General features: G+C 60.8%; 11 protein-coding genes. 3 read left to right on the top strand and 8 right to left on the bottom strand.

The window, feature by feature from the left end:
• Nucleotides 1-3 precede the first annotated feature (3 nt).
• The 3 genes from BW979_RS05865 to BW979_RS05855 all read right to left on the bottom strand — a co-directional run bounded on the left by BW979_RS05865 (nucleotide 4) and on the right by BW979_RS05855 (nucleotide 3,451).
• Nucleotides 4-1,254 carry a sarcosine oxidase subunit beta gene (locus tag BW979_RS05865; protein ID WP_003177603.1) on the bottom strand — a complete coding sequence of 417 codons (1,251 nt, stop codon included), beginning with the start codon at nucleotides 1,252-1,254 and terminating at the stop codon, nucleotides 4-6.
• A gap of 21 nt (nucleotides 1,255-1,275) precedes the next feature.
• On the bottom strand, nucleotides 1,276-2,529 hold the full coding sequence (gene glyA, locus BW979_RS05860) for a serine hydroxymethyltransferase (RefSeq protein WP_047228145.1): 1,254 nt from the start codon (nucleotides 2,527-2,529) through the stop codon (nucleotides 1,276-1,278).
• A gap of 217 nt (nucleotides 2,530-2,746) precedes the next feature.
• Nucleotides 2,747-3,451, bottom strand: coding sequence for a TraX family protein (locus tag BW979_RS05855; RefSeq protein ID WP_076383400.1), 705 nt, complete (start codon nucleotides 3,449-3,451; stop codon nucleotides 2,747-2,749).
• Nucleotides 3,452-3,646: 195 nt separating this feature from the next.
• On the opposite strand from BW979_RS05855, the gene BW979_RS05850 reads away from it, so the two are divergent.
• Both BW979_RS05850 and BW979_RS05845 read left to right on the top strand, forming a co-directional pair.
• On the top strand, nucleotides 3,647-4,687 hold the full coding sequence (locus tag BW979_RS05850; RefSeq protein ID WP_047228147.1) for a threonine aldolase family protein: 1,041 nt from the start codon (nucleotides 3,647-3,649) through the stop codon (nucleotides 4,685-4,687).
• Nucleotides 4,688-4,923: 236 nt separating this feature from the next.
• Entirely contained in the window at nucleotides 4,924-5,457 is a 534-nt protein-coding gene (locus tag BW979_RS05845; RefSeq protein ID WP_047228157.1) for an REP-associated tyrosine transposase, read from the top strand.
• A gap of 172 nt (nucleotides 5,458-5,629) precedes the next feature.
• Here the strand turns inward: BW979_RS05845 and gbcB are convergent, their stop codons facing one another.
• A complete protein-coding gene (gbcB, locus tag BW979_RS05840; RefSeq protein ID WP_047228148.1) occupies nucleotides 5,630-6,730 on the bottom strand; it encodes a glycine-betaine demethylase subunit GbcB in 1,101 nt (366 codons plus the stop codon).
• Nucleotides 6,731-7,012: 282 nt separating this feature from the next.
• On the opposite strand from gbcB, the gene gbcA reads away from it, so the two are divergent.
• Nucleotides 7,013-8,308, top strand: coding sequence for a glycine-betaine demethylase subunit GbcA (gbcA, locus tag BW979_RS05830; RefSeq protein ID WP_047228149.1), 1,296 nt, complete (start codon nucleotides 7,013-7,015; stop codon nucleotides 8,306-8,308).
• A 107-nt stretch (nucleotides 8,309-8,415) separates the two neighbouring features.
• Here the strand turns inward: gbcA and BW979_RS05825 are convergent, their stop codons facing one another.
• The 4 genes from BW979_RS05825 to BW979_RS05810 form a co-directional block, all read right to left on the bottom strand.
• The gene (locus tag BW979_RS05825; RefSeq protein ID WP_047228150.1) at nucleotides 8,416-9,660 is read right to left on the bottom strand and encodes a metallophosphoesterase family protein; all 1,245 of its coding nucleotides are present in this window, start codon (nucleotides 9,658-9,660) and stop codon (nucleotides 8,416-8,418) included.
• Between the two features lie 27 nt (nucleotides 9,661-9,687).
• Nucleotides 9,688-11,556 (bottom strand): hypothetical protein, encoded by a 1,869-nt coding sequence (locus tag BW979_RS05820; protein ID WP_047228151.1) that lies wholly within the window; start codon nucleotides 11,554-11,556, stop codon nucleotides 9,688-9,690.
• A 156-nt stretch (nucleotides 11,557-11,712) separates the two neighbouring features.
• The gene (locus BW979_RS05815; RefSeq protein ID WP_047228152.1) at nucleotides 11,713-15,165 is read right to left on the bottom strand and encodes a GMC oxidoreductase; all 3,453 of its coding nucleotides are present in this window, start codon (nucleotides 15,163-15,165) and stop codon (nucleotides 11,713-11,715) included.
• Between the two features lie 1,128 nt (nucleotides 15,166-16,293).
• A complete protein-coding gene (locus BW979_RS05810) occupies nucleotides 16,294-16,860 on the bottom strand; it encodes a GNAT family N-acetyltransferase (RefSeq protein WP_076383399.1) in 567 nt (188 codons plus the stop codon).
• Nucleotides 16,861-16,875 lie beyond the last annotated feature (15 nt).

Here is a 16,875-nt window from a genome sequence, read left to right as displayed (position 1 = left end):
CTGTTAGTGGGCGACGGCAGCAGCGCCGTGTTCGTCGATCAGTGCACCGTTGTGGAAACGGTCGATGGAAAACGGCGCGGCCAGCGGGTGCATTTCACCCTTGGCCAGGCTTGCAGCGAAGACGTTGCCCGAGCCCGGGGTGGCCTTGAAGCCGCCAGTGCCCCAACCGCAGTTGAAGAACATGTTCGGCACCGGGGTCTTGGAAATGATCGGGCAGGCGTCCGGCGTAGTGTCGACGATGCCGCCCCATTGGCGGTTCATGCGTACACGGGACAACACCGGGAACATCTCGACGATGGCCTGAACCGTGTGTTCGATCACCGGGTACGAGCCACGCTGGCCGTAGCCGTTGTAGCCGTCGATACCGGCACCGATCACCAGGTCGCCCTTGTCGGACTGGCTGATGTAGCCGTGCACCGCGTTGGACATGATCACGCTGTCGATAATCGGCTTGATCGGCTCGGACACCAGCGCTTGCAGCGGGTGGGATTCGATCGGCAGGCGGAAGCCCGCGAGCTTGGCCATGTGTCCGGAGTTACCGGCGGTGACCACACCGACGCGCTTGGCGCCGATGAAGCCCTTGTTGGTTTCCACACCGATGCACACGCCGTTTTCCTTGCGGAAACCGATCACTTCGGTCTGCTGGATCAGGTCCACGCCCAACGCGTCCGCCGCCCGGGCAAAGCCCCAGGCCACGGCATCGTGACGGGCCACGCCGCCGCGACGCTGGACGGTGGCGCCCATCACCGGGTAGCGGGTGTTTTTCGAGCAATCCAGGTACGGAATCTCGTCGGCCACTTGTTTGGCGTTGAGCAGCTCGCCGTCCACGCCGTTGAGGCGGTTGGCACTGACGCGACGCTCGGAATCACGAATGTCCTGCAGGGTATGGCACAGGTTGTAGACACCACGCTGGGAGAACATCACGTTGTAGTTCAGGTCCTGGGACAGGCCTTCCCAGAGTTTCATCGCATGTTCGTACAGGTGGGCCGATTCGTCCCACAGGTAGTTGGAGCGCACGATGGTGGTGTTGCGCGCGGTGTTACCGCCGCCCAGCCAGCCCTTCTCGACCACGGCCACGTTGGTGATGCCGTGTTCCTTGGCCAGGTAGTAGGCGGTCGCCAGACCATGCCCGCCACCGCCGACAATGACCACGTCGTAGACCTTTTTCGGGGTCGGCGTGCGCCACATCCGCTGCCAGTTTTCATGATGGCTGAGAGAGTGTTTGAAGAGGCCGAAGCCCGAATAGCGTTGCATAGTGATTACTCCAAAACCGACTCAGCGATAAACCGGGAAGTCCGCGCACAGCGCCGCCACTTGCTGGGCAACATTGGCCTCGACATCGGCGTCGCCGAGGTTGTCGAGGATGTCGCAGATCCAGCCGGCCAGCGTCACGCACTGGGTGACCTTGAAGCCGCGCGTGGTCACCGCCGGGGTGCCAATGCGCAGGCCCGAGGTCACGAACGGCGATTGCGGGTCGTTCGGCACGGCATTCTTGTTGACAGTGATGTGCGCGCGGCCCAGGGCGGCGTCGGCGTCCTTGCCGGTCAGGCCCTGACGAATCAGGCTGACCAGGAACAGGTGGTTATCGGTACCGCCGGACACTACATCGTAGCCGCGCTTGATGAACACGCCAGCCATGGCCTGGGCGTTATCGATTACTTGCTGCTGGTAGGCCTTGAAGCCTGGCTCCGCCGCTTCCTTGAAGCACACCGCCTTGCCGGCGATGACGTGCATCAGCGGGCCGCCCTGGGCACCGGGGAATACCGCAGCGTTGAGCTTCTTCTCGATCTCTTCGTTGGCCTTGGCCAGGATCAGGCCACCACGCGGACCGCGCAGAGTCTTGTGAGTGGTGGTGGTGACCACGTCGGCGTAAGGCAGTGGGTTCGGGTACAGACCGGCAGCGACCAGACCGGCGACGTGGGCCATGTCGACGAACAGCAGGGCACCGACCTTGTCGGCGATCTGGCGGAAACGTGGGAAATCCAGGGTCTTGGAGTAAGCCGAGAAGCCGGCGACGATCATCTTCGGCTTGTGCTCGACCGCCAGGCGCTCGACTTCGTCGTAGTCGATCAGGCCGGTGGTGGTGTCGATGCCGTACTGAACCGCGTTGTAGAGCTTGCCCGAAGACGACACCTTGGCACCGTGGGTCAGGTGACCGCCGTGGGCCAGGCTCATGCCCAGGATGGTATCGCCGGCCTGCAGCAAGGCCAGGTACACGGCGCTGTTGGCCGAAGACCCGGAGTGCGGCTGGACGTTGGCGTAGTCGGCGCCGAACAACTGCTTGGCGCGCTCGATAGCCAGGGCCTCGACTTTGTCGACGTGTTCGCAGCCACCGTAGTAGCGCTTGCCCGGATAGCCTTCGGCGTATTTGTTGGTCAAGCCGCTGCCCTGGGCCTGCATCACACGCTTGCTGGTGTAGTTCTCTGACGCGATCAGCTCGATGTGATCTTCCTGGCGTTGCTCCTCGGCATTCATCGCCGCCAGCAGTGCATCGTCGTAACCCTGGATCTGGTCTTGCTTGCTGAACATCGCGTCTCTCCCAGCGGCGGCGGTGCGCCTTTCGTCTCGGTGAGGCACTGACCACCGTTCGGTCGTGCCCTTTGGAAGCGATGGTATGGCCGGCGCAGGCAGGTCAAATGCCTATGGACGCCACGCAAAGGTGCGTTTACGACATGCGCTCAAAGAGTCGGGGAGCAAGGCCTGTGGGATAGCACTGTGTTATCCCACAGGCCTTGCTCCCATAGGGCTATGCGGCGATCTGGCGAACCGCGAGCAACAGCAGGAAATGCGCGGGATACAGACCGTAGGCCCAGCGCCGCATGGGCGGCGGATGAAAACGACCAGCGTGTCGCAAAAGCACCAGCCCAAGCCATGGCGCAAACAGACACGCCACCAACCCGCCGATCGCCACCGCATCCCCCAGCCAGGCCGCGCCATACAGCACCCGCCACTGGTTGGCCGCCAGGCACACCAAGCCTGGCAACAACGCGAAATACCAGGGCCGGCGAAATACCAGCAACATCGCCAGCGGCAGCAGGACGCCGAAAAAACCGAACATCAGCCGCGAGGAAAACAGCGCCGCCAGCAGCAACGCCCCCGCCGCCAGCAAACGCGCTTCCAGCGTATGGGTTTGCCAACTACGCGCCACCAGCAACCCGAGGGTCAGGGTCGGCAGCACGTTCAAGGTAGCCGGCACAGGAATAAACAACCGATAAGGAATTTCGCTCACTGAGCTGAACAGCAACAGCCAGCCGAGGTAACGCCACGAGCTCGCACTGGCCCCGTTGCGCGCCAGGTTCGCCGCCATCGCCAGGCAGAACCAGGGAAACGCCAGACGTCCCGGCACATACAACCAATCGGCGGAGTAACCGACATATCGCAGATGATCGAGCACCATCGCCAACAGAGCCAACCACTTGAGCAGGTCCAAGGCTCCGTCACGTCGGTTCATGGGTACAGCCGCCCTAGGGTGTTGTGAGTTTCTGACAGAAACATCCAGTGTGTTCCCCCGCGAATCTTGGGTAAAGTGCGCACCACTATCGACCACCGCGTGCCGGACTCAAAGCACGTCGGACCACGGAATTCTCCATCCGGGAATTCTGTCAGGGATCTCTTACCCAGGACTCTCTATTTCAGGAGCAAGGCCATGACCGACAAGAGTCAACAATTCGCCAGTGACAACTATTCCGGCATTTGCCCCGAAGCCTGGGCGGCCATGGAAGAAGCCAACCAGGGTCATCAGCGCGCCTATGGCGATGATGAGTGGACCCACCGCGCGGCGGATGATTTCCGTGCCTTGTTCGAAACCGACTGCGAAGTATTCTTCGCGTTCAACGGCACCGCGGCCAACTCCCTGGCGCTGTCCTCGCTGTGCCAGAGTTACCACAGCGTGATCTGCTCGGAAACCGCCCACGTCGAAACCGACGAATGCGGCGCGCCGGAGTTCTTTTCCAATGGTTCCAAGCTGCTGGTGGCGCGCACCGAAAATGGCAAGCTGACCCCGGACTCGATCCGCGAGATCGCCCTCAAGCGCCAGGACATCCACTACCCCAAGCCCCGCGTTGTGACCCTGACCCAGGCCACGGAAGTTGGCAGCGTCTATACCCCGGAAGAAATCCGCGCCATCAGCGCCACCTGCAAGGAACTGGGGCTGAACCTGCACATGGACGGCGCACGATTCTCCAACGCCTGCGCCTTCCTTGGCTGCTCACCGGCAGACCTGACCTGGAAAGCCGGGGTGGATGTGCTGTGCTTTGGCGGGACGAAAAACGGCATGGCGGTGGGTGAAGCGATCCTGTTCTTCAACCACGACCTGGCAGAAGACTTCGACTATCGCTGCAAACAGGCCGGGCAGTTGGCCTCGAAGATGCGCTTTCTCTCGGCGCCCTGGGTCGGCCTGCTGCAAAACGACGCCTGGCTCAAGCACGCCCGGCACGCAAACCACTGCGCCCAACTGCTGGCGCAACTGGTAAGCGACATCCCAGGCGTGGAACTGATGTTCCCGGTCCAGGCCAACGGCGTATTCCTGCAACTCTCGGAACCGGCCATCGCCGCGCTGACCGCCAAGGGCTGGCGCTTCTACACCTTCATCGGCAAGGGCGGCGCGCGGTTCATGTGCTCGTGGGACACCGAAGAAGCGCGAGTGCGGGAATTGGCGGTGGATATTCGGGAAGTGATGAGCGCCTGAGGCAACGACTGACATGATGATCGTTCCCACGCTCTGCGTGGGAACGCCTCTACGGACGCTCCGCGTTCGGCTCTTGGGGACGCAGAGCGTCCCTGGCTGCATTCCCACGCAGGAGCGCGGGAATGATCATCGAGGGTGTGCGGACTATTCCCACCCGCCTCGTGCCCTCTTCGTCTATCGCCAAACGTCTCGAAGACTGCAACATGGTCATTCCCCGCAGCAAAGGAATGCATCCCATGGGCCGGAGCCGCTACGCCATCACCGAACCCGACAAGCCCCACTTTCTCACCTGCACATTGATGGAATGGCTGCCGCTGTTCATTCGCCCCTACCTCGTCGATCACTTGCTCGGGTGCTGGCGCTATCAGCAAACCCATCAGAATTTGCAACTGTTCGGCTATGTCGTTCTGGAAAACCATCTGCATTTCGTTGCCCAGGCTCCGAACCTGAGCAAGTGTCTGCGTCAGTTCAAATCCTTTACGGCACGCCAGATTATCGACGACCTGCAAAGCAAAGGCGCTGAGCGAGCTTTGCAACGCCTGCGGTTCAGCAAACGAGCCCATAAGCAGGACAGGGTTTATCAGCTCTGGCAAGAAGGCTCACACGCGGAGCAGATTTATAGCGAAACGGTAATGCGCCAGAAGCTGGACTACATCCATTTCAACCCGGTGAAACGTGGATATGTGGAATTACCGGAACATTGGCGCTATTCCAGTGCGCGTAATTATGCGGGAATGGAAGGGTTGATTGAGATTCAGCGGTGGTATTAGCCCATAGACAGCAGACTGCGACGAAGCTGGGACGCAGAGCGCCCCTGGTTGCATTCCCACGCAGGAGCGTGGGAACGATCAGGTCGCGATGGCTGTGAAATCGATCGTTCCTCACGCTCTGCGTGGGAATGCAGCCCGGGACGCTCCGCGCTCCCCTTGCGCCGAGCATGTGTCAGAACTCGATCCGCACATCCCCCTTCGGCACGCTGCAGCACGACAGGATGTAACCTTCGGCCTCGTCGTCTTCGGTGATACCGCCGTTGTGGTCCATCTCCACTTCCCCGCCCAGTTTCAAAACCTTGCAGGTGCCGCAGATGCCCATACCGCAGGCCTTGGGAATCATCATGCCGAGCTTGGCGGCGGCGGCGTGGACGGTTTCTCCCGGCCCCACGCGAATACTCTTGCCAGAGGCGGTGAACTCCACCAGATGTAGGTCCGCCACATCGACTTCCGGGGCGTCGGCAGCCTGTTCGGCCTGTTCCACCGCGTCGGCGCGGGCTTCCGGTGGCGTGGCGCCGAAGGACTCCTCGTGGTAACGCGTCATGTCGAAGCCAGCGGCTTCCAGCAGGCGCTTGACCGCGTTCATGTAGGGCGTCGGGCCACAGCAAAACACTTCGCGCTCCAGGAAGTCCGGCGCCATCAGCTCCAGCATCTTGTGGTTCAGATAGCCGCGATACCCGGCCCAAGGCTCGCCCAGCCCATGTTTTTCGCAGATCAGGTGCAGGTTGAAGTTATCGATCCGCGACGCCATGTGTTCCAGCTCGCGGTGATAGATGATGTCCTTGGGCGAGCGGGCGCTGTGGATAAACACCATGTCGACGTTGGCATTGGTGTCGTAGTACCAGCGCGCCATGGACATCACCGGCGTGATGCCGACACCGCCACTGAGGTAAAGCACCTTGGGGTTGGAGAAGTCGATGGCATTGAACAGGCCGACCGGCCCGTGCACCGCCAGCTCCTGGCCTTCGTGCAGGGTGTCGTGCAGCCAGTTGGAAACCTTGCCCCCCGGTACGCGCTTGATGGTCACCGAAAAACTGTAGGGCACCGACGGCGAGCTGGAGATGGTGTAGGAGCGCATGATCGGCTGACCTTCGATTTCAAGCTCCAGGGTGACGAATTGCCCCGGCTTGAAAAAGAACAGAATCGGCTGATCAGCCATGAAACAAAAGGTGCGCACATCCCAGGTTTCCTGGATGACTTTGACGCAACGGACAATGTGACGACCATTGGCCCAGGTCTGGGTGGTTACCGGGTTCAGGAAGCTGTTGGACATGCTGATCTCCACGGCCGACTGTCGGCCTCTTATGAGGCGATTCTGCGTATAGCGCGAATCGCCCATTTACCTATCTGCGACATTCACATGCTTACCGCGACCAGCCCCCAACGACCGGACCTTGCGCGTCGGGAACAGATTGGGCCATGTCGCCCATGGATAAGGTTCGCCCCCTGCGCGGCCCCACACTCGCCCCAACAGATAAATAATATTTTCTGCCTTGCGTAGCACATTTGATTAGCCACTTTCGCCGGCCACGTAGAGGGCCATGAGGATAAAACGATGGACGTCACCGCAACCCTGAGCCTGGGCGATCCGCTGGAACCCGCACGCAAGGCCACCGCGCAAATGCTGCAGGAACGCGAGCGCACTTTCTCGCTGCCGCAGCCGTTCTACTCCGATGAGCGCCTGTTTGATATCGACATGCAGGAAATCTTCCAGAAGGAATGGTTGATCGCCGGCATGACCTGCGAAATTCCGACCAAGGGCAACTACCTGACCCTGCAGGTTGGCAAGAACCCGATCATCGTGATTCGCGGCGCCGACGGCGTGGTGCATGCGTTCCACAACGTCTGCCGGCACCGGGGCTCGCGGCTGTGCACCAGCGACAAGGGCAAGGTCGCCAAGCTGGTCTGCCATTACCACCAGTGGACCTACGAGCTGGACGGTCGCCTATTGTTCGCCGGCACCGAAATGGGCGCCGATTTCGACATGAACCAGTACGGCTTGAAGCCAGTGAACGTGAAGACCGCCGGTGGCTACATCTTCATCAGCCTGGCGGAGAACCCACCGGCCATCGACGACTTCCTGGCGACCTTGACCCATTACATGGAACCCTATGACATGGAAAACACCAAGGTGGCGGTGCAAACCACCTTGATGGAAAAGGCCAACTGGAAGCTGGTGCTGGAAAACAACCGCGAGTGCTACCACTGCGGCGGCGCGCACCCGGAACTGCTCAAGACCCTGCTGGAATGGGACGACGTCACCGACCCACGGGCCGACCAGGCATTCAAGGACCATGTAGCGGCCTCCGCCGCAGCCTGGGAAGCCGAGAAAATCCCTTACGCTCACGCCAGTTTCGGCCTGCGCAACCGTATCGTGCGCATGCCGCTGCTCAAGGGCACCGTGTCGATGACCATGGACGGCAAGCAGGGCTGCGCCAAACTGATGGGCCGCATCAAGAACCCGGACCTGGGCTCGATGCGTATCCTGCACCTGCCCCACTCGTGGAACCACTGCATGGGCGACCACATCATCGTGTTCACTGTGTGGCCGATCAGCGCCCAGGAGACCATGGTCACCACCAAGTGGATCGTACACAAGGACGCGGTCGAAGGCGTGGACTACGACGTGGCACGCATGCGCCAGGTCTGGGACGCCACCAACGACCAGGACCGTCGCCTGGCCGAAGAAAACCAGCGCGGCATCAACTCCACCGCCTACCAGCCAGGCCCGTACTCCAAGACTTATGAGTTCGGCGTGGTGAACTTCGTCGACTGGTACAGCGAGCGCATGCTCAACAACCTGGGGGCGGAACCTGCGCCGTACCTCAAGGGCGTTCCGGTCCAGGGCTGACAGCAAAAGCATCGCGAGCAGGCTCGCTCCCACAAAGGATCTTTGGCGCACCGAAGATCAAATGTGGGAGCGAGCCTGCTCGCGATAGCGGCCTCACATTCACCCGATTACTGTGAAGACCACCGCACCGACCCATCCTCCCCATAAAACGTCTCGACAATCTCCTCCCCCACCAGCCGCACCTTCACATACCCGTTCAACACCCGTTCCGGGTACGCCTCATCCCCCGCCAGTTGCGTTTCCGACCACAACACCCCGGCATGTCCGTTCAACTCGCTGGTGGTGCCGTAGGGAATCGCTCCGTGCCCGGCACAGCGTGCGTGCAGCCCGCCTTGGGGCGCGTAGCAGATGCCATTGTGCAGATGCCCCCAATACCAGTAGTCCGGCTCACGCCCCAGTGCATCGCAGACCGGTTGGTAAAGCGCGGTCTTGTGGTGCCCGGAAATATCGAAGCCCTGGTGATGACTGAGCACCATCAGCTTTTTGCGCTTGGGCAGGTTTTTCATCCAGTCGATCTGTTGCGCGTTGAGGGTGCCATCCATGTACAGATTCATCGCGTCCGAGGCGTAGGCACTGTCGAGGCCGACCACCAGCCAATCGTCGTTGTACAGGGCAAAGTAACTGGTGCCCTGTTGCACCGGGAAACGCTTGGCCAGCTCCTTGAAATAACCGTGGGCGCCGCTGTACATCTCGTGGTTGGAATTGAGCGTGAACGAGCCGTGCTTGCCCTGGGGCCAGCCGACCATGTCGACGTCCTCCTGGGAATGGGTGCCGGCGTAATACACATCGCCCAGATGGATGGTGAAGTCGGCCTCGGCCAGTTGCATCTGATTGGCGACAGCCACGGCCGGAGCATGACTGTCGAACGGTCCGGTGCCCCAGTCGCCGGCAATCGCCAACACCACGTCGCTGTCCATTTTCACCAGCGCCGGGTTAGTGGCGAACGGCGCGTGATGGCGCAGGTTCTCGATCCACTTGAGCAACGCCTCACTCCACAACAGGTCGAGCAACTCCCATTTGCGGCAACCGAGCAAGGTGCCGTCCTTGAGCACGCGGGTCGGCAGCTCGTCCTCGGTTTGCGGCAAGGCGCTGGCATTGCCAATCTTCAGGATCGAAAGACCGTGGGCCAGCTCCCACGGCACGGCCGGTTCGTCATCCGGCAGGTCGCCGTGATCGATGACGTGCCGGGCCTGATCGTGGCCACGCTGGAGCAGCTTGACGATGGCCTCGAACTCTTCGGGCTCCAGGTCGTTGACGAGTTTTTTCCAGGACATCTCCAGCCGCGTGACCAACCCGTGCAGGCGGACTTTGACCTTGTCGAACTCATGTTCCCAATGGTGCAGTAATGACATGTGAACGCTCCTTCGCAGTGCCCTGGGCTACAGGGTTTTCATGAATTCGATCAGGGCCCGTTTGTCGACATCCGACAACTGCGTGCCATACAGGTGGCCGCCGTTGTGGTTGCCTTCCAGGCGGGTGTCGTATTTGAAATCCGCCGACGCCTTCATCTGCGCGCCGCTGGTGATGAAGCCGACCTTCTCCTGGTCGTAGATATCGGAGCCGGTGTAGAACACTTGCGGCCGCAACTCGGGCGGTTGCAACAAGTCCCACAGGGTCGGCACCGAGCCGTTGTGCAGGTACGGCGCCCTTAGCCAGATGCCGTCGGTGGGGGTGTTGCTGTAGCTCTGGGTCTTGCGGTACGCGCCGAAGTCGAACGGCGGTTTCTTGAAGCCGTGGAACGCCGTCACCAGCCCGACGGTGAAGGAGTTCAGGCGATGGGGATCGGTGCCCAACTGGTCGATGTTGGTAGTGACCTGTCCTGTGTCGGCACGGCCGAAGTCGTGGCAAGCGGCACAGTTCTGCTCCCAGATCGGTTTGCCCTGGGCGACTTTCGCCTGGTCCAGGGCGAACGGCCACGCCGGCGCCTTGTGGCCCAGCAGCCAATTGGTCACCCGGTTGAAACTCGGCGGCAGCACCGATTGCGGTGTCGCGCCCACGGCCATGGCCGCCGCGTAGTTGCGTTCGTGAATCTTGTTGTTATTGCCGTCCCAATGCAGATACATCGACTCACGGGGTTTCTGGTTCCAGACCTGCGGCAAGTCCACGGTGCCGATGGTGGAGTCATCCGGGAAGCCGAACACCACCATTTTGGTCGGGTTGAAGGTATCGGTCCGCCCCGGACCTTGGGCCGGGCGCAGTTTCTGCCAGGCGTAGGCCTGCTTCTGCTTGAGTAGCCCACTCTTGGCCATCGGGATGATCAGGTAACGGTTGTACAGTTTTTCGAAAAAGCCCAGCTGGAACTTGCTGTTGATCGCCGCCATGACCGCATCTGGGGTGAATTTCGGGTCGCTGGCACAATCGTAGGCAAACCACTGGAAGGCCTGCAGTTGCAGGGTGTTGGCCGGCGCGCTGGCGACCGGAACCGCTACGTCACTGGCATTGGCCCGGTACGAGCCGGTGTGGCACAGCGCGCAGTTCGGCTCCACGGTGGGGTAGCCCAGTTGCCGCTTGGCCATGCCGATCGGCAGGTCGTTGCCGTTCTCGTAGAGAAACCCGAACACCTCGTAACCGCCGGGCTTGGGCAGTTTTTCCGGGCACATCTGCGGCAGCACGGCGAACAGGTAATAAGGGATCCGCGCTTCGATGCCCAGGCCGATGGCGGCGTATTTGTAGTGGTCCTCGTCGGAAGCGAAGTCTGGCTGGGGCACCTCTCGTATCATCTGGTACCAGGTCTGGTAGCCGATGAAACCCAGCAGCAATACCACCACCAGCGTGCCGACCTTGAAACCATGACTGTGCCAGCGCCGCGCCCAGCCGGCGCGCCACTCCCGCCAACCGGCGCAGAGCAAGGCCAGTGGACGATGGGCCACCGGGCTGCCCAGGTACAGCAGCACGCCCAGAATCAGGAACATGCTCAAGTCGCCCATCAACATCGGCACGAACAACTGACCCTGGTTGTTAGTGTTGATCAGGTAGATCCAGAACACCACCGCCACCAGCCGCGACAGCACGCACAACCACGAATGCACCACGAAACGCGGCGCGTTGAACCCCGAGGGCATGTAGAACAGGCTGATCCCCACCAGCAACATGCCGGTGTTTTCCAGCCAGGGATCGGACAGCACGGGCGGCAGGCCGAGCATGGACGTCAGCAACGCCGGCGCGAACAGCGCCGGAATCGCGAAGACCATGTTCATCACAATGCCCACCCAGATGATGCGTTGGAACCAACGGATGTAAGTGTTCATGGCATCCTTTTTCCTTATTCCTGACTCACGAGATGCAGCGTCCAGACGATCGCATCGCGAGCGGGCTCGCTCCCACATTGAACGGTGTGGGCCACCGAACCTGCGTACGGCACAAACCCCGTGTGGGAGCGAGCCTGCTCGCGATGCGATCTAGAACTAGCCCAGCGCCGTCTTCTCCAGGTGTTCAAGGATGATCGGGTACACATCCACCACCGCATCCTTGCCAAAAATGCAGTCGATGTGGCCGTAGCCCGGCACTTCGTGACGGCTGAACAGTTGCGGGCCGTGCATATCGCACAGTCGCTCGTAGGTCTTGAGGGTGCTTTGAGGGAGGTAGCACTGGTTCTCGGCGCCGCTGATGAAGCAGATCGGCAATTTCAACCGATCGAAATGCGGCATGTAGACGTCGTTGCCCTTGAAGTCCACCAGGTGCCCCTTGCGCACGATCAGCGCCAGGTGCTCGAAGGTCTGGATGTTCGACTCACCGAACAATTCATGCAGGTTGTCGTGCAGGGTTTCGTTGAGGGTGTCGTGGCGGTACAGCGACGCATACATGAACGTGATGCGGTGGCAGACCGGGTTGGTGCAATAGCCCTGGGCCTCGATCCGGGCATAACCGTTGAGGGCCTTGTCGTAGAGTTTGTTGAACCAGCTTTCCTTGGTGTCGGCGTAGGCCGTGAGGGACTTGATGCCGATGGCATCGAGCATCCCCGGCAAATGCAAACCGGCCTTCAGTCCGGTGGCGGTGGCGACCACCGTGTCGGCGGCGATCTGCGAGCAGACCACCGAGCGCACCCCTTGCAGCCCCGCCAGCATCGACATGAAGAACGTCGTCGCACCGTAGCAATGCACCACGCACTGCACGTCACGGGCCAGCGTGGCCTGCTGGATCTGCTCGATAGCAGCCTTGAAGTCGTACTGGGCCACCTGGTCGCCGTTCCATTCATGCTTGCTGGCCGGCAGCAGGATGCTCACCCGCAAGTCCAGCAACCAGACGTCGTACTCGTGCTTGCACAGGTACTCCAGCAAGTTGGTCTGGATGGTGTCGGTGGAGAAAATATTCGACCCCACCCCCAGGCCATGCACCAGCATCACCGGGCCTTTGCTGCCCGCTTGATAGCGAGTCAGGCGTAGCTCGACGTTGTCCTCGGTCTGGAAGAAATGCACGGTCGGCGCCGGTGCGTCCAGCGGCCGCTTGCTGCGAGGCGGCGCGTCCGGATTGAAGTACACATCGCCAGCGAACACCCCGCCGTAGCTCTCCCACAAAATGCCGGCGAAGAACTTGCCGAAGCGGGCCAACGCTTCCACTCGCTCACGCTCGTTACGTGCGTTGAGCACTTTCATGGTGGTCATCTGCTTGGCGAAGTCGGCCGGCAGAATGTGCATCACCCCCGAGCCGATGACCTCGCCGCTCTTGTCCGGCCCGCGATACAGAGTGACATAGAGCGTGCTGGTGTCATGCCAGATGTTCAGTACCCCGTTGTCCTCGGGCACGGTCTTGAAGGCGCTGAAGTAATAATCGCTGCCATCCTCGGCGGTCAGTTTCATGTCGTAGTTCATGTGCCGCACATCCACCTGTTCCTGGTATTGCTCGAACAGGTTGAACACTCCGTTGCTGGCGACCAGCGGCTTGGGCGAAAGCATCGGCGCATCCAGCGTACCCACCAGGGTGGCGGCGTGTTCCGGTTCCTTGATCAGGCGATTGAGATCGGCGGCAGTGATGGTCAGGGTGAATTCGATGGGCGAGTTATCGGCTTTGCCGCGCTTGGCCGCGGCTTCGTAAAGCGAAAGATCAGTGCCCTGAGGCTGGGTGAAGGCTGTGGAAAAGTAGCCCTTCATGGTTTCAGTGAACTGCACGCCAAGGGTCGGCGCCGCCACCGGTTTGCGCGGGGCCGAAGGCAGGGTGTAGTCGATGATCCAGCCACGATCGGCCGCCAGCAGCCCCATGTTGCGCTCGCTCACCGCCGAGATGGTCAACAACGGGTTCACCGCCAGGGAAGTCGGGATCACCGCACCGTCCGTCACGTACAGACCGGGATAGACATCCGTCCCGCTGGCACCACTGAACACCTGGCCCTTGTGGTTGACCACGCCTTGCGTCGCGTCTTCCCCCATCACGCAGCCGCCCAAGGGATGGACCGAAACGATGCTGTGCTTGAGCAGCTTGGTCCAGATCGGATTCTCGACCCAGATCCCGCCCAACGCCTTGGTGCTCTGGTGCAAACGCTCATTGCCCAGGGTCACGTTTTCCTGCTCGCCGACGCCGGGCCAGTCGATGCGCAACTGGTCCTTGTTGTCGAGCACCATGCGCCCCTTGCCGTTGTCGTGACTCATGATCAGGTACGTCTGCATGTTATGCAGCGCGCCGTAGTACGGGCCGCGCAGAAAGCTCTCGGCTTCCCGGGCCTTGTACTTGAGGCTGGCACCCAGGCCCGTGTCGGTGGGCACGCCGATCATCCCGGCGAACGCCGCCATGCTCGGCACCATGGGCCGACCGAGTGCGCCGGGGATCGAGCCTTCCTCGATGACCATGCGGCTGCGCCAGTCACCCTCGGTACGCATGTCGATGATCGAGGTGATGCACGGTCCCACCGGCTCCAGCTCCTTGGCCGAGTGGGCGCCGAAACCGATACCGTTGATGGTCTGGTCGCAGTTGTGGCCAAACCCGAGGATGTCGCCGTTGCCGCTCATGTTCTCGCCCAGTTGACTGGACATCGACAGGCCTTTGTCCCGGGAACGCAGCATGATCTCGGTAGAGCCCAGGGTGCCGGCGGACACCACCACGATGTCGGCGCGCACGAACAGGGTTGGCGCCGAGAACAACTCGCGACCGCTGTCCAGGTACTGGAAATGCACGATCCAGCCGTCGCCGTCGCGCTCCAGGTGCCGCACCTGGGCCTGACAGAAAATCTCCGCACCATGGTTCCAGGCATCCGGCAGGTAATTCATCAGCGTGGTGTTCTTGGCCTTGTTGTTACAGCCCGAGACGCAATCCCCACAGCCGTTGCACGGCAACTGCTCGACGCCGACGTGGTTGAGGTTGTTGGGCAACTTGTCGAATGTCACGTTGATGGGCGGTTTGTAGAAATGTGCGTCCTGCTTGAGATAACTCGCCGACTTGCGGTTGGCGTCGAGCTTGGGCAGGTTCGGCGCCGCATCTGGGTAAGGGTTGGGCTTGAGCATTTCCCGAGCCCGCGCATAACCGTCCTTGAGCAGCGTGTCGCAATGGTCACGCACCGCCTGCGGCCAGCGGGAGTCCTCGAACACACCGGGCTCCGGCTCCAGCGAAACGTTGGCATTGATCAGCGAAGTGCCGCCCAGGCCGCAACCGACCACCACGTTCTGCTGGGCGTTGACGTGCAGGTCGAACAGTCCGGTGCGCGACCCGATGTGACCGTCCGGGTCATGCACCTGCAACTCTTCGGTGGCCGCAAGCATGGTGTTGGGGTATTCGCCGGGCTGGATCTCCCGGCCCCGCTCCAGCAGACAAACCTTGCGCCCAGCCCGGGACAGGCGTGACGCAGCAATGCCACCGCCGTAGCCGGAACCAATGACGATAACGTCGTAATGCTCCTTGATTTCGCTAATGGGGGTCGAGATCCGTGTCATGTTCAAGTCCTCTCAGGCAGATGGGGCAACTCTGCGGTTGCCTGCAAATCGACAGGCGCACGAACGCCTGGCCACTATCCCGTACGGGTTGGAGCGGCAGTCAACGGTGTTACAGGGGAAACTCAGGGCTCAACGAGGCGCTATAGACGCGCACGCTGATTGGTGGCACGACGACGTCTGCGTTTGGGTAACCGGGTGGGAGGGGTCGGTGTACAGGTCGGAGTACAGGTCGCAGCCGAGATCGGGTACCAGCAGGGGGGCTTGCTATCCATCATGCGTTCTCCCTGAACCAGATGTGGATAAAGTGGCGGTGTCCTTGTGCCATGAGTGAAGACAGCTGCCAGGGCCACGTCAAGGTGGATCCTTAGAACTGTATGAAATTTGATCTATAGCGTCTGGGCCTATACCCGCCGTGGCCCCTACGCTTTCGCAAACAAGTTATCCACATGTCCACCCACAGCTAATGGGGACAAGTGCATCATTGCGACTGATTTTTTTAAGTAAAAGCTAAAGAAAAACCGTGACTTATGAACAAAGAGCGTTTCCTTTCCATATAGGTCAAAAACTGATCAGCCACCTGAAAGCCTTATCTAGCCTGGCTTCTGGAGGAGAGCGAACACCTTATCCACAGAAGCGCCAACAGTGTTTGGGGGTAATTCTGACGGTTCTGTGGAAAACCGCGACTATGGCCGGTAAATCGAGGTTTTAGCGGAATTTTCCGGATAAAAACGACCAATTGATCATTTTATGATCAACCCCATGAAAGCCCCGTTCCGTATGGCCTGTAGAGGGTAGCGAACATCTTATCCACAGAAGCGCCAACAGAGATTGGGGGCAAGTAGCGTCCTGCGCTCACGCTTATTCACAAACAAAATCGAGGAAAAACCGTGAGTTAGGCTGGTTGTTTTTTAAGCGCAGGCTTGGGGAGCTTGATCTGCGTGGGGTGTGGCGAGGGGCGAACAGGTTATCCACAGAGGCGCGCACAGGGATTGTGGGTAAACCTCAGCCCCTTGTGGGAGCGAGCCTGCTCGCGATAAGGCCATGCCAGTCAACATGGAGGTGAATGGAAGACCGCTATCGCGAGCAGGCTCGCTCCCACAAGGGTGTCTGGTGAGGCCGTCGTAATGGTTAAGGCCGATGCATGAGATACGCCTCCCCCGCCACCCGAATCAGCGGATGCGGGACGACCTGGCAGGTTTTGACGATGCCAAAGCCATGGCGCTCATAAAAGCGCCGGGCGCCGGTGTTCGCTGCGTAGTCGATCAAACTGAGGCCTTTGAGCGCCAGTTGATCGGCACGTTGTTGCGCTCGCTCGAGAAAGCGCACGCCGAGCCCCTTGTCACGCCAACCTTCATGCAGGGCCAGGCTCGATATATAGAGGGTATCGGGGACTTCCATGTCGGCGTAGGGCGCCAGGATCGGATCAGTGACGGGAGTCGCCAGCGGATCCTCACGCGTCACGTAACAATGCATCATGCCGATGACCTGTCCGCCGGCTTCTGCAATAAGGCAGTTCTGGTAGGAAAAATCGACATCCTCACGGGCATAGCGAGCAGCCCCGACCTCCAGCAGATCCTGCCCGGGCTCCGCCAGCTGGCTCCAGATGTAATCCGACGCGCCCTCTGAGGAAATCCGGAACAGACGAGCGATCTCCCGTGTATCCGTGGGCAACGCCGGACGAAATTCAACTTCCATTGATGTGGCTCCATT

The organism is Pseudomonas sp. A214, from assembly GCF_900156295.1.
Taxonomy (GTDB): Bacteria; Pseudomonadota; Gammaproteobacteria; order Pseudomonadales; family Pseudomonadaceae; genus Aquipseudomonas; species Aquipseudomonas rhizophila.
Note: the sequence above shows the minus strand (reverse complement) of the source record. Positions and strands in the feature narration are given on the sequence as shown.

Coding starts and splice junctions, on each gene's coding strand:
- BW979_RS05815 (WP_047228152.1), bottom strand. CDS start 15,165: ATGACACGGATCTCGACCCCCATTAGCGAAATCAAGGAGCATTACGAC.
- BW979_RS05865 (WP_003177603.1), bottom strand. CDS start 1,254: ATGCAACGCTATTCGGGCTTCGGCCTCTTCAAACACTCTCTCAGCCAT.
- gbcA (WP_047228149.1), top strand. CDS start 7,013: ATGGACGTCACCGCAACCCTGAGCCTGGGCGATCCGCTGGAACCCGCA.
- glyA (WP_047228145.1), bottom strand. CDS start 2,529: ATGTTCAGCAAGCAAGACCAGATCCAGGGTTACGACGATGCACTGCTG.
- gbcB (WP_047228148.1), bottom strand. CDS start 6,730: ATGTCCAACAGCTTCCTGAACCCGGTAACCACCCAGACCTGGGCCAAT.
- BW979_RS05855 (WP_076383400.1), bottom strand. CDS start 3,451: ATGAACCGACGTGACGGAGCCTTGGACCTGCTCAAGTGGTTGGCTCTG.
- BW979_RS05825 (WP_047228150.1), bottom strand. CDS start 9,660: ATGTCATTACTGCACCATTGGGAACATGAGTTCGACAAGGTCAAAGTC.
- BW979_RS05850 (WP_047228147.1), top strand. CDS start 3,647: ATGACCGACAAGAGTCAACAATTCGCCAGTGACAACTATTCCGGCATT.
- BW979_RS05845 (WP_047228157.1), top strand. CDS start 4,924: ATGGGCCGGAGCCGCTACGCCATCACCGAACCCGACAAGCCCCACTTT.
- BW979_RS05820 (WP_047228151.1), bottom strand. CDS start 11,556: ATGAACACTTACATCCGTTGGTTCCAACGCATCATCTGGGTGGGCATT.
- BW979_RS05810 (WP_076383399.1), bottom strand. CDS start 16,860: ATGGAAGTTGAATTTCGTCCGGCGTTGCCCACGGATACACGGGAGATC.